At 39.5% G+C, this 13,903-nt stretch carries 9 protein-coding genes; 8 read left to right on the forward strand and 1 reads right to left on the reverse strand.

Features of this window, described 5'->3' with window-relative positions; all coding sequences use genetic code 11:
• The first annotated feature begins 26 nt into the window (after positions 1 to 26).
• The 6 genes from BLO53_RS03280 (at position 27) to BLO53_RS03305 (ending at position 10,860) form a co-directional block, all read left to right on the forward strand.
• Positions 27 to 3,254, forward strand: coding sequence for an alpha-mannosidase (locus BLO53_RS03280; protein WP_092059089.1), 3,228 nt, complete (start codon positions 27 to 29; stop codon positions 3,252 to 3,254).
• Between the two features lie 287 nt (positions 3,255 to 3,541).
• Complete coding sequence (locus tag BLO53_RS03285) at positions 3,542 to 5,629, forward strand: hypothetical protein (protein ID WP_092059090.1); 2,088 nt, start codon at positions 3,542 to 3,544, stop codon at positions 5,627 to 5,629.
• A gap of 20 nt (positions 5,630 to 5,649) precedes the next feature.
• The gene (locus BLO53_RS03290) at positions 5,650 to 6,702 is read left to right on the forward strand and encodes a hypothetical protein (protein ID WP_092059091.1); all 1,053 of its coding nucleotides are present in this window, start codon (positions 5,650 to 5,652) and stop codon (positions 6,700 to 6,702) included.
• 129 nt (positions 6,703 to 6,831) lie between these two features.
• Complete coding sequence (locus tag BLO53_RS03295; protein WP_092059092.1) at positions 6,832 to 7,542, forward strand: response regulator; 711 nt, start codon at positions 6,832 to 6,834, stop codon at positions 7,540 to 7,542.
• A gap of 75 nt (positions 7,543 to 7,617) precedes the next feature.
• A complete protein-coding gene (locus tag BLO53_RS03300; RefSeq protein WP_092059093.1) occupies positions 7,618 to 8,931 on the forward strand; it encodes a sensor histidine kinase in 1,314 nt (437 codons plus the stop codon).
• A gap of 180 nt (positions 8,932 to 9,111) precedes the next feature.
• The gene (locus tag BLO53_RS03305; RefSeq protein WP_092059094.1) at positions 9,112 to 10,860 is read left to right on the forward strand and encodes a CehA/McbA family metallohydrolase; all 1,749 of its coding nucleotides are present in this window, start codon (positions 9,112 to 9,114) and stop codon (positions 10,858 to 10,860) included.
• Positions 10,861 to 10,876: 16 nt separating this feature from the next.
• On the opposite strand, the gene BLO53_RS03310 is transcribed toward BLO53_RS03305, so the two are convergent.
• Complete coding sequence (locus BLO53_RS03310) at positions 10,877 to 11,779, reverse strand: helix-turn-helix transcriptional regulator (RefSeq protein ID WP_242875283.1); 903 nt, start codon at positions 11,777 to 11,779, stop codon at positions 10,877 to 10,879.
• Between the two features lie 35 nt (positions 11,780 to 11,814).
• Between BLO53_RS03310 and bglB the strand changes: the two genes are divergently transcribed.
• Both bglB and BLO53_RS03320 read left to right on the forward strand, forming a co-directional pair.
• Positions 11,815 to 12,906 (forward strand): beta-galactosidase BglB, encoded by a 1,092-nt coding sequence (gene bglB / locus BLO53_RS03315; protein ID WP_092059096.1) that lies wholly within the window; start codon positions 11,815 to 11,817, stop codon positions 12,904 to 12,906.
• A 9-nt stretch (positions 12,907 to 12,915) separates the two neighbouring features.
• Positions 12,916 to 13,887 carry an ROK family protein gene (locus BLO53_RS03320; RefSeq protein ID WP_092059097.1) on the forward strand — a complete coding sequence of 324 codons (972 nt, stop codon included), beginning with the start codon at positions 12,916 to 12,918 and terminating at the stop codon, positions 13,885 to 13,887.
• The last annotated feature ends 16 nt before the right edge of the window (positions 13,888 to 13,903 follow it).

Below are 13,903 nucleotides of genomic sequence, written 5' to 3' on the forward strand. Positions count from 1 at the left end.
GCAACTTAACCAGTTGGGGATTGTATATGGATAACAGATTAGAGCAGATTGAAAGCTTTGCAAATAGACTTAAAACCCAGATGTTTGGGCTAAGAACAGATATAACAACTGTTATGGATGGCGCCGGAATAAGGCACAAAAAAGTTGGCTATGGACAGCGAAAAGAGCTGCTTGGAGATTGCCTGAACTGGGAAGAATTTAGTAACGGCGGCCTTTGGGGAGAACCTGATGGGCATGATCTTTTCAGGGTGAAGGTAGTTATTCCAGAGGAATTTTCGGGTAGAGAGGTTTTCTTTTTCCTGAGCACTGGCGCTGATGACATCTGGAATACTGATAATCCTCAGATGCTTGTTTATATTAATGGTATCAGGCGAAGTGGAATGGATATGAACCATAACAGTGTCTGTATTTATGACGTAGATGACTGGAAAAAAGGTACTGATCGGGTTGTTGATATTGCTATCTATGGGTATTCAAATTTATCTCAAAATAGTAATTATCTGAAAATGGAACTGGCGGCACTAGATGAAGTTTCCAAGAATGCGTTTTATGACATATCTGTCGCTTTTGGCGCTGCAAAAGCAATGCTGGGACTAGATTCCAGAAAAAATGCCATTGATCTTTTGAGCGACAAAAAAGCTATCGAAAGTGTTCAGCCAGTAGATGTTTTGCACGCAGAAACAATTCTGAACATTTTGATGGAAGCAGTTAAAGCGCTAAAGCCTGCCAAGAGCGGTGCAGGCTATGCAGAAGAGAGTATGACAGATATGTCAGCTTTTCTCCATAAAAATCTCTATGGAACAGAGAAATCTGATCAAATTGTGGCTAGTACGGGTCATACTCATATTGATGTTGCCTGGAAATGGCCCATCAGACAGACTAGAGAAAAGGTTATCAGAAGCTATTCAACAGTAATGGAGCTTATGAAGAGGTATCCAGAGTATCTTTTCATGGCCAGTACACCTCAGATGTACGAATTTGTAAGGGAAGATGAGCCTGAGCTTTTTGAGGAAATCAAGGAAAGAGTAAAAGAGGGCCGTTTTGAGCCAGAAGGGGCTATGTGGCTTGAGGCTGATTGCAACCTAACAAGCGGAGAATCGCTTGTTAGGCAGATTTTGTATGGAAAAAGGTATTTCCAGGAAGTTTTCGGCGTAAATAGCCATATTTTATGGCTTCCTGATGTATTTGGATATAGCGCAGCCATGCCACAGATTATGAAAAAAAGTGGAATTAAGGCCTTTGTAACCACCAAACTTGCCTGGAATGACACTAATAGAATGCCTCATGATCTCTTTATGTGGAAGGGAATTGATGGGAGCATGGTTCCAACATACCTGATCACTACCTGCGACCTTCCAAGGGCCGATCTGGTCATGAAAGAGGGCGGAATCCTGAATTATACCTATAATGGCAGACAGGATGCAAGCCAGATTATGGGAACCTGGAGAGCCTTCAGGGAAAAAGATATTACGGATGAGACGCTGACAGTTTATGGCTTTGGCGATGGAGGCGGCGGTCCAATCTGGGAGATGCTGGAACAGGACAGAAGGCTTAGGGAAGGTATCCCTGGATGCCCAGTAACTGTGCAGAAATCTGTGACTGAGTTCATGGATGGACTACTGGAAAAGGTTTCAAAAAGCGATAATGTTCCTGTGTGGGAGGACGAATTATACCTAGAATTCCACAGGGGAACCTATACTTCTATGGGCAAAAATAAGCGCTACAATAGAAGACTTGAGCATCTTCTTAAGGAAGCTGAAATTCTTTTGACATATGCTCATCTGGAGGCAGGCCTTGAATATCCTGCGAAAGAGCTTATGGAAGCCTGGAAGATACTTATGCTCAACCAGTTCCATGATATTCTGCCAGGATCCTCAATTGAGGAAGTATATCAGGTTTCTGAAGAGGACTATAAGCGTGGAATTCACATTGTTGAAGAGCTAATTAAGAGAGCAATTTTGGTTTTTAATATTACAGATAAAGAAAGTGACAAAAAGGCCGTTAAAAAATCTACTAACGGGATAATTATCAGAGGTGCTTCTGAAGGAGTCAGGGGACTTAAAATAGAAACTAACTACTATGTCATTTCTTTTGATGAAAAAGGGGAAATTATAAGCCTCTACGATAAGGAAATCGGTGGCGAGATCAGAGATATGACACAAACGTCGCTAAATAGACTCATCGCTTTTAAGGATGAACCACTTGAGTATGATGCCTGGAATATTGATGCGAATTTTGAAGACATATCTTTTGATATAACAGATTTAAGTGAGATATCTGTCTTAACATATAAGAAAGATGGCTCATTTGTGGACATTTCTGAAACAGTTTTTGGTGAGGAAAGTAGCGGCTTAGACGGGGATTTTTGTGAGCTTCACCTGAAGCTTCTGAGGAAGTTTTGCAGTTCTACGATTAGCCAGACCATAGTTATAAGAAATGATGAAAGGCGCATAGATTTTAGAACTAAAGCGGACTGGCATGAGCATCAGATCCTGCTAAAGGCGGCATTCCCTGTGAATATTGATTCTAGGGAGATTACCTGCGAGATTCAGTATGGTGACATAAAAAGAAATCTATCAAGGGATAATAGCTGGGATAGGGCTAAATTTGAATGCTGCGCCCATAGGTGGATGGATATTTCTGATAGAAATGGAGGAAATTACGGCGTTGCTGTGCTCAACGACTGCAAATATGGATATGATGCAAAGGAAAAGCTGATGCGACTTACTCTGATTAAGTCAGGAATATTCCCTAATCCTAACGCTGATCAGGGAGAGCACGAGTTTACGTATTCTCTTTTGCCACATCCAGGTGATCATAGAGAGGGCAATATAATAGAAGAAGCAGAGGCTTTAAATGGTGAGAGCCACTATTATGTTCCTAAGAATGATTCTCTTTCTTCTATATTAGGCGAAGAAAAGAGATCTGCTTATAACCTGGTAAAAGATATAGAGAAAGCGGTAATTGATCTTGGTGATAGCCAGGGTGTGTATATTGATGCTATCAAGCTGGCAGAGGATTCTGGGGATATTATAATCAGGCTTCACGAAGGCCATGGAAGAAGCAGGCAGGTAAATGCTATTTTGTTTTCTAACATAAGAAGAGATATTTCTATTGCAGAAGTATATGAGTGTGATCTTTTGGAAAAAAGGCTTAGTGAAGCTGCTATGCGGTATTTTGATGCAGATAAAAAACTCAGCTTATATATGGAAGCTTATGAGATAAAGACAATAAGAATTGTTATAAATGGATAAAAATTGATAATTTCATGTCAAACAGGGGACAAAATAGAAACTTGAAATAAAAAGAATAAAACAAGTGAATCAAAAAATTAACTGACAATATCAAAATCTAATGCAAATCTGATTGAATAATTAAACAATTATTAAAAAGGTCAAAAACGTGTGTTTTTGGCCTTTTTTGTGACCTTTTTGTGACTATTTAGGGAGTAATGTGTTCTCAACATAAAACAAAAAATAACTTGAATTTGTACATGGTGGCTCACGGAAGAGCTTTTTGATATGAAAAGGAGATCAATATTATGAAGGAGAGAAATAATTACAGCAAGTTAAGAAGATTGTATTACATGTTAGCAGCATCGGCTCTTTCTGTAGGACTGATGTATACAAGTTCAGTTACATCATTTGCAACAGATAATGATGATACAGAATTAAATGATGGAAACGACGGAGATACAGGTGAAAATAAAGGAAGCGGAGAGCAAGGCGGAAACAACGGTGGCACAACAGCAGGAAGTGGAGAGCAAGGCGGAAGCAACGGTGGCACAACAGTAGGCAGCGGAGAGCAAGGAAGTAACGGCGCCACAACAGTAGGCAATCCTCCGGCAGGGGGCGAAAACAGCACACCAGCACCTAAGGTAACAATTTCTTTTGATGATTTTACAGCAGCTTCTACTGCAATTAGTGATCAGACAACAGACGGAACAGGAAGACTTGCAGGATATGAGACATCTGTTTATCACTACACAGCAGCAGGAACCAAGGATGAAATAACAACAATCATGTTCTACCGTAGCGATGATAGCGATGTAACTCTTTCAATAGAAGATTTTGATCTTACAGGAATTGATACAAATGTATACGATGTAACTTATGATCTGGATTGTGGAATAATCAATATTATTAAGAAGGGTACTCCTTCTGGGTCCTCTTCTGGTTCAGGATCAAGCTCAGGAAGTGGATCAGGCTCTGGATCAGGATCAGATACTGTGGAAACAACAGTTTATTACAATTTTGTAGAAGTTACAGAAATCACTCCTAATAAAGATTACTATTTTGTTCCTTATACATACGAAAAACTTGATGCTAATAGTGCAGTGATCGGTGTACCACAGGGAACAGCCAAGCTTAATTCTTATGAATCAAAAGTAGTAAGCGGATATAGCTTTGGTAATAAGAACACTTATGCAATCGATCAGCTTAAAGCACAGGGGGCAACATACACTGAAAGTAATGTAATTAATAACGTAAATGTAGAAGAAAAAGGAACTGGGTTTGATACTTGCAAATCAGGAACTCTTTATCAGGTACGAGGGTTAGAAGACAATGCTCAATTTAAAGATTTTAATAATCTGATGGCATATTGGTGTTCAAGGAGTGGAGCACAAGCATTTAATACCAGTGGATCATATTCATATATCTTTGGCCGAGTTTATACATATAGTTTAGATACAATTACAGCAGCAAGTCTTAAGGCAACAGTAAACGAAGAGCAGTTTGCAGATATGGGTACAGGTGCCTTTAAGATACAAGAATCTGAAGTAGGTAAGTATCTGAACATGACAATTGATATAGGTAATGATACTTACAAAGTAGGCGGATGTAAATTAGTTGATGATACATTAAATTACAGAGTAGGCGACAACACAATTTCAGTCGCTTTTGGAGATACAACAAAAACTATCACAGTTGATACAACAGGTCTTGCCAAGAAGGTTTGGGAAGAAGACAATGCAGCAATGATAAATGCTGGAACAGTAAGCAATAATGATATTGTAAATCTTCAGAGAGCAATTAGCGAAGGATCCGCAAACCCAGAAGTAACAGCAGATGAGCTCGCAGATCTTAAGGATAAGCTTAATGCAGCAATTTGGCTTAAGAATAACAACGCAGCAGTTACAGCAGATCCTGACGATGTAAACAATTATGATGCAATCGTTAATGTTAATTCCAAGTATACAAAGGTTCCATCAAATGTTCAGGCTTACATGGGAAATAACTTTGGAACAAATCTTGGAACAAAAAAGACACAGGTAACAAACAACGTTAATAACGCAGCAGATGCATTCATGAATGCACATGTAAAATTTGCTGGCGATACAAATCCTTTTGCAGACGCAACAGCAGCAAATACAGATCAGATTCTTGCAAGTGAAGAAATCTACAACAATCTTGCAGAAGTAGTTAAGAGATTTATCGATGACAAGTATACAGCACAGAATACCGGAATTATGGGCGACACAGTTAATCCATGTCTCACATATTCAGAAATTCTCGGAAGAGCAAAGAGCGTTAAGCAGCACGCTGACGATTTTGTAAACGAGTTCGTTTCTATCCTTGTTAGCAACGATGATGAGAACGAAGATGACGACAGGCAAGAGCTATTTTAGCAGCAAACACAAGACATGACGTGATTGACGAAGCTCCAGTATACCAGGGTGAAGCAAAAGAAGAAGTAGTATTTGTTAAGGCTAAAAAGACAGAGAAGAAGGCAGTAGAAGAGCCTATAGAGGAAGAAAAAGAAGTAAAGACAAAGAAGACAACTACAGCATCAACAAATAAGCAGACTGGTAACAACGAAGAAGATCTTTTTGGACTTGATATCCTTCATGAGAGACAGAATAATGGCCAGTTAACAAATAAGTTGACAAATATGTACAAGGCATTTGCAACAATGGCAGCTGATGTTACAAGTACAACAGCTAAGCGTGCAACACAATCTTTCGGTGATGGTTCTATCGTAATTAAGGTTGAGTCTTGGCTTACAAACCTTATAAATGGTACTGGTGAATGGTCATCATCAAGCACAAAGTATAAAGTAATATCTGACTCAGAGTCACAGATTAGCTACGAGCTTGAGAACATCAACGTTTTAGCAGCAGCTTGTCTTACAAACGCAGAGCTTTACGATGTTAATAATGGTGGCTCAATGGAGATCAGACTTCGTATTACTCCTAACGAGGAGAAAGTAAGCACACAGCACAAGAAACAGTTTGAAGATACAATCCAGACTTTACAGAAGGCACACTCAACACTTACAAAGGGCGAGTACATTGACATTTCTCTTGAGAAGTGCCACAACTTAGGAGAATGGCAGTACGTAGCAGAAGCTAACAACCAGATTAAGATTACAATCGATGTTCCTGCAAACCTCAAGAAGGCTGACAGAAAGTTCTTCGTAATCAGAAACTATGATGGTGAGTGCACAGTACTCGATGACCTTGACGATGACAACACAACACTTACATTTGAGACAGATCGTTTCTCTGATTATCTCATCGTTTACGATGATAACTACAGCGAAGCAGTAGCAAATGTAGCAGTTGGAACAGTTGTAGTTCCTGAGACAGTTGAGACTGTAGAGAACGCTTATAACGTACAGAATGCACTGTACCTTATAACAATTATTATATTACTCATTATCTTTGCAATCATCGTTGATAGCAGAAGAAAGAGCAACTGATATATACTATTTTACTTTATAAAAATGTAATAATTTACAGGAGGCCAAAAACGGCCTCCTGTATTTATATGTTGCGAATTTACGGGTATAATTAAGTGGGAGTGTGTTTATAAGAGATAGGAGTAGAGGATGAATATAATTGCTGTTGACGATGAGCAATTAGCACTCGAAGGAATTGTAAATACGCTTAAAAGAATACTGCCGGATGCGACAGTAACAGGGTTTTCCTATACTGATCCGGCTATTGATTATGCACTGACTAATAAAGTTCACATAGCTTTTCTAGATATAGAAATGTATGAAGTGAATGGCATAGATATAGCCAAGAAGCTTATAGAAATACATCCAGATATAAACATTATTTTTTCTACAGGATATAGAGAATACATGGAAGAAGCATTTGACATGTATGTCAGTGGATATATATTAAAACCCTGCACAGAGGATAAAGTCAGGAAAACTCTTGAAAACTTAAGACATCCGATAAAAGATGAAAAAAAGATTGTAGATATCAAAACTTTTGGATCTTTCGAGATATTTGTGGATGATATACCAATAAAATTTGGCTATAAAAAGACTAAAGAACTACTAGCTATCCTTGTAGATAAAGAGGGTAGAATGTGCACTGTTGGGGAAGCAATGAGCATTCTGTGGGAAGATGACGATGATCTGTCATCTAAAGCATCGTATATGAAGAATCTTCAATCAGACTTAAGCAATACTTTTAAGAAAAACGGAATTGAAAATGTGCTTATAAAGCAACGTGGAGCCTTGGGAATTGACGTGAGCAAGGTAAAATGTGATCTTTTCGATTTCAAAATAGGGGGGGATAGCTGCTAGAAGCGCATTTCAAGGGGAGTACATGACTCAATACAGTTGGGCGGAAAGTAGAATAGCTGCATTGGAGGAAATAAAGTGCTCGAAATAAAGTATGTTTTTAATTGCATGGAATTATGGGGAAGCTTTTTTGCTATAGTGGCTTCCATATATCTTTTTATAGGCAAGTCTGCTATCCAAGATCAGTATAAATCCCTTGGAAGATTGGAACTTCTCGCGGGTATTATGCTTTTCTTTGATTCTTGGGCGTGGTATTTTGATGCAGTGCCTGGAGCTTTAAATCACAGTATTCTTCTAGTTTCTAACTATGTATCTTTTATCTGTAATGCTCTTATTCCTGTTCTGCTTGCAGAATATGTTATTTTATCTGTTGATGAAGAAAAAAGGAGCAAGAGGGTTATTATCATTGTTTCTGTAATAGCAGTCTGCGCTGTTTTATTCCTGGCATTTTCTCAGATCAGCGGTTTTGTTTATACCATAAATCCTGAAACAAATGAATATAAGAGGGGACTAGGCTTCGTAATCTGGACAGTGCTTGTTCTTTTGGAGGCTAATGTGGTTTTTGTCTACACGTTCCTTAAGAAGGAAAGCATGGATAAAAAGAGATTTGGTGCTATTGTCAGCTTTATAGTGATTCCTATAATTGCGACAGCAATACAGTTGTTTGTTTACGGAATATCGCTATCAAATATAGCCATTATACTGGTTGCGCTAGTTATGTTTGCACAGGCCCTTGAAGACAATGCCAAAATGATCGTAGAGCAGAGGGAACGTATAAGCAATCAGGAAAAGCAACTGCAGGATTTAAGGACCAGAATTGCAATTTCTCAGATAAAGCCGCACTTTTTATATAATGCGCTTAATTCAATCTATGTGTTGTGTGACAAGGATACTGATAAGGCAAAAGAAATGGTAAATAGCCTGTCTGAGTACCTTAGAGCCAATATTGCTTCTATTGATGCAGATAAACCAATACCATTTGAAAAAGAGCTGGAGCATACAAAAGTTTATCTGGAGATAGAAAAGGCAAGATTCAAAGATAGATTTAAGGTGGCTTATGACATACAGGTAAGCGACTTTGAAATTCCGGCACTCACAGTTCAGCCTATTGTAGAAAATGCTGTTAAACACGGACTGTGTAAAAGAAATTACGGGGCTCCCGGGACAGTAACCATTGCAACCAAAGAGGATGATGGATTTGTAAAGGTTATTATTTCCGATAATGGCACAGGATTCGATCTTGATGAGTATAATTCCAGAGTGAGGAGCGAAGGCGAACATATTGGACTTATGAATGTCAAGAAGAGGCTGGAGATTATGGAAAACGCCAGGATGGAGATTGCTTCAAGCATTGGCCAGGGAACAACAGTTGAAATCTTTATTCCAAGGTAAAAGAGGGTTGCAAAAAATGCAATGTTTTTGGAGATTTGACATAAAAACCGCGTAGATAATGCAGATGTAAGAAAATAGAATGTATGTTATAGGACATTTGCCTATGTCATGCATTCTTTTTGTTTGATTGGAATAGTAATGTGATTCAGGATGCGTTTTTTAGCATAAAAGGGATGAAATATGAGTAAAGAAACCAAGTTTTTGAGTATAGCGATAGGTCTTTTACAGGGATTCAATAAGGAAAATGGAGTAGCTGATAAAGCTGCATACAGCATGGATGCTGAGAAACTGTATAAATTCGTGGAATACGCCTGGGAAAACTGCGTAGATCAAAAGAAAAAAAGATCCAATGAGGTAGATTATCCAGCTGGAAATGACAGGAACAGATTCCATCAAAATGGGATAGTAAAAGGGGAAAAACACCTTGGAAGTATTTTTATTGAAACTAGATCTGGAGGAATAGGAACTCCTGCTCAAGTTAAGTTTTTTAAGCTTCTTCCGGGCGAAGATGCAGGAGATTTTGACAGAGTAAATGGAAAGATCACCATGATCCGCGATATTACGGGATTTGATGGCTGTCTATCAAGAAAACTTCCAGTGGGCAGGTATGTGATCGAGGTGTCCAAGGGAAGTGAATACGAAATAATAACAGATGACATCGAAATCAAAGAGGATACTAATTCCAGAAAATCCTATGACTTAAGCCGATTTGTGAATATGGAGGAAATGGGGTGGATTGCTGGAGAATTACACCACCATAGCGTTTACTCTAGTCCTGTTTTTGGTGGAGATGACGATGTAGTGGATACCCCTCAGGAAATTGCTAATTCACAGATGGCAATGGGGCTTTCCTATGGGGCTTTGTCTGACCATCACATTATATTAAGTCACCCAGCCTGGAAAGCTCTAAAAAGGCATAATTTTGTGCCTATCATTTCTAAAGAGATATCTACTTCTAACGGTCATGTTATGGCTATGGGAGTCCCTATAGATGTGATATATAAGATTCCTGAGGACAAAGACAGAACTGATGAGTATCTCAGGAATGAATTTGTAAGGATCACTGATGTTATCAAGGAAAATGGAGGCCTTGCCCAGATAAATCACCCAAGAGACCTTCAGAGATCCATTTCCTGGAATCCAAATTTTAATGATATGCTGGATATTTTTGAGACCATGGAGATATGGAATGGCTCAAATCCAATGATGCCGGGAAGTACCAATGATGCCGCCATGAAGCTATGGATGGATTGCATGAAGAGAGGACTTTTTTTACCTGCAACTACAGGAAGTGATACTCACAACATATGCGCTGATGACTATCATATTCTCTTTGACGAGGTGATGGATGTTCTAGATGCGATAAAAGCCAATGCTACTACGCTTTTAAAAGAGTATCCTGAGGAAACTCATGTAATGCTTGAAATCGGGGATAAACTTCTACCGCTATTGGAAAAATGGGCTGAGACCTGCCTTAGCAGCGGCTGTGTAAGAACCTATATAAATTTTGATGCATCTATGCCAAGGGAAGATACGCATAATCCGGAGTATATTATGGACAGGCTTCGCAGAGGGAGAAGCTTTTTGACTAATGGTCCGATTCTGGTATCAAGAGTTAATGGTAAGCTCCCAGGGCACAAGGTACCTGTAAGTACAGGTGGCAGAAAGAAAGGAAAAACGGGTGATTGCGGAGCTGAGCTTGAAATTGAGCTAATGATCCTTGCAAATAGAGGGCTTAAGACGCTAAAGCTGTGTACAGAGAATGGGGTATATAAAGATATTCCTCTAAAGGGCGGAAAAAAGAACGGCTTCTATGACTATAGTCAGACTATAAAAGAACCCGTTCCTGATGGCAATTACCTGTATTTCATGGTGCAGGATGACTGCACGAATCTTGCTATAACAAATCCTGTCATATTGGTACGCTAAAAAGCTAAAAAAGTGCTTACTTGCCAATAGTGGAGGATTGACGGTATTCCCTGGGGGATGCACCGGAAATCTTATTAAAAATCCTGTTAAATTGCGAGAAGGATGAAAAACCACATTCCTCCGCTATTTGGGAAATCTTTTTATTACTGGATATAAGCTGATATTGGGCATTTTTGATCCTGGTGAGTTGGATATAGTTGGATAGGTTAAAGCCCGTAACATGCTTAAACTCTCTTGATAAGTAGCTTGAACTAATGAAAAACTGCTCAGAGAGCGCATCTAGAGATATATTCTCGTCGTAGTGGGTGTGGATGTAGGAAGATATTTCATACATCTTTTGCTGAATTGAGTTATAACTCTGGTCGTTGGTGTAGATATTCTTGTTTCTCAGGTCATAGAAGGTGTACAAAAGCTCCTGAAACTTGTTGTGAATGTAGAATTCATCGGCTGGATTGCCGTAGTATTTGTGCTCTTTTGAAAAGATAAAGAGGCTGTTCAGAATGTCTATGAGTCTTTGCTGGTCCTGAAAATCAAAGCGGTAGATTGGAAGATCAGCGTGGAAGGGCTTAAGGATTTCCCTGTAGGCGTCGGCTGTTTCTGGCTTGTCTAGAGGGTACATAAAGTCTATGATCACTCTTTTGCTGGGTTCGCCCTTATAGTAGACGGATTTGTGCATAACAGAAGGCGCCAGCAACACAAAATCTCCCATGTGGATATTATAGGGAACACCTTCAATAAGGTGAGTTGCGTTGGGCGCTAGAAGAAACATCATCTCGTAATATGGATGAAGGTGCTGGAATTCCATATTTACAGAGGCATCCCTCTTGTCATAGTCAATGTAGTAATAAATGTTATTAGGGATGTTGTTGATGATTATGTAGTGGTTGTCTTCGTAGTAAATATTGTCGTTTATAAGCATGAGATTAGTATAAATGAAATGGAAAGAGGTAGCAAATGAAAGTAGAAAGAGAAGTAATTCTGTCAGTTCTTGAGGTTTTGGCTCAGAGTTTTAAGAAATTTCTCTATGAAGATGATGAGAAATTTCTTGAAAACATGAAAACCAAAAACCTGGCTGGCGATGATATTTCAAGGTATCAGCACTGGGAGTGGACTCAGGGAGTGGGCCTTTATGGCATTTATCAACTTGCCCAGGAACTTGGCAGAAAGGATTTTGTTGATTTTCTGGAGAGTTTTTATGACAAAGAAATTTCTCTTGGCCTTCCAGCAAAAAATGTTAATACATGCGCGCCTCTATTAACCTTGGGATTATTGCTCAAGGATACTGGAAATGAATTATATAAAAAGACCTGCCATGAATGGGCAGAGGCAATAATTAAGGATTTTGCCAAGACTTGTGAGGGCGGAATACAGCATAGGACGTCAGATAGCGAGAATACCGGAGAACTCTGGGACGACACTCTATTTATGACAGTTATGTTTCTGGCTCTGATGGGAGAAATAGAGGATAGTGATACGTATAGGGAAGAAGCAAGGTATCAGTTTCTCCTGCACATAAAGTATCTTGTTGATCATAAAACGGGGCTATTGTTCCATGGATGGACTTTTGAGGGACATCATAATTTTGCAGAAGCTCTGTGGGGGAGAGGAAACTGCTGGTTTACCATTGCTGTTCCAGAATATCTTTCGATTGCAGATGTACAGGGCGCTGACAGGAAGTTCCTGATAGAGGCACTTTTAGGCCAGGTTAAGGCCCTTGAAAAGTATCAGGACCAGAGCGGCATGTGGCATACCCTTGTGGATGATGACACGTCTTACCTTGAAGCCAGTGCCACTTGTGGTTTTGCCTATGGTATCTTGAAGGCAGTCAGGCTAGGTCTTATTGATAAAAAATATAAAGATGTTGGTTTAAAAGCTCTTGAGCCCATATTAAAGCTCATTGATCCAGACGGGACCGTTAATCAGGTGTCCTATGGAACGCCTATGGGAAGAGAGTCCAAGGACTTTTACAAGGGGATAGAGATAAAGCCTATGCCCTATGGACAGGCTTTGGCTATGTTGTTCCTATTGGAAGTATTGAAAGCTTGAGGGGTAGACATGTTCAGTATTGGAGTAGATGTAGGTGGTACAAATATTGCGGCAGGATTAGTAGACGATTCCTATGAAATTGTCAGAAAGCTAAGTATAAGGACTAGGGATGCTGACACTCCTGACACAATGATAAAGGCAATAGCTGACATGGTAAAAGAAATAATGTCTGCAGAAAAGCTAAGCGCAAGCCAAATTGAGGCAATTGGAGCAGGAGTTCCCGGGACAGCAGACCTTGAAACGGGGAAAATCTTGTATGCAAATAATCTTGGCTTTGAAAATGTTGATTTTCTCGGAGATTTGAAGAATGCTCTGGGCAAAGAGCTTTCTGATAAGCTGCATTTTGACAATGACGCCAATGCGGCTGCAATTGGAGAATATATTACTGGTGGTTATGACACTGACAGTTTTGTAATGGTTACTATTGGCACTGGAATAGGTGGTGGTATCATTATTAATGGGAAGGTCCTTAGAGGCTGCAACTATGCTGCGGCTGAGTTTGGCCATATGGCTATAAATATTGATGGAATTGACTGTAACTGTGGAAGAAAAGGATGTTTTGAAGATTACGCTTCCGCTACAGCTCTCGTAGAGCAGGCCTGGGAAATAATGAATACATCCGCTGGTAGAAAGTCCTCTTTGTGGAGAAAGGCAGAAACAAAAGAGGCACTTGATGGAGAAAAATTTTTTGAGGCTGTGAGGGAAAAAGACGCCTGTGCTCTGATAGTACTTAATAACTATTGTTATTATCTTTCAGAGGGACTTACAAATATCATCAACATTCTGCAGCCGGAAATCCTCGTCCTAAGCGGAGGTATAACGCGAGCAGCAGATCTTTTCCTTGATAGCGTAAAAGAAAAAGTTTCAAGAGATGTATATTCAAGAGACAGTAGCAAAAATACAAAGATCACAATAGCAAATGGTACTTCTGATGCCGGAGATGTGGGCGTGATCGGGGCTGCCCTGATCCACAAGATGTGACTGGGAAGGCTAAATT

Source organism: Butyrivibrio sp. INlla14 (genome assembly GCF_900102515.1).
Classification (GTDB): Bacteria; Bacillota; Clostridia; order Lachnospirales; family Lachnospiraceae; genus Butyrivibrio.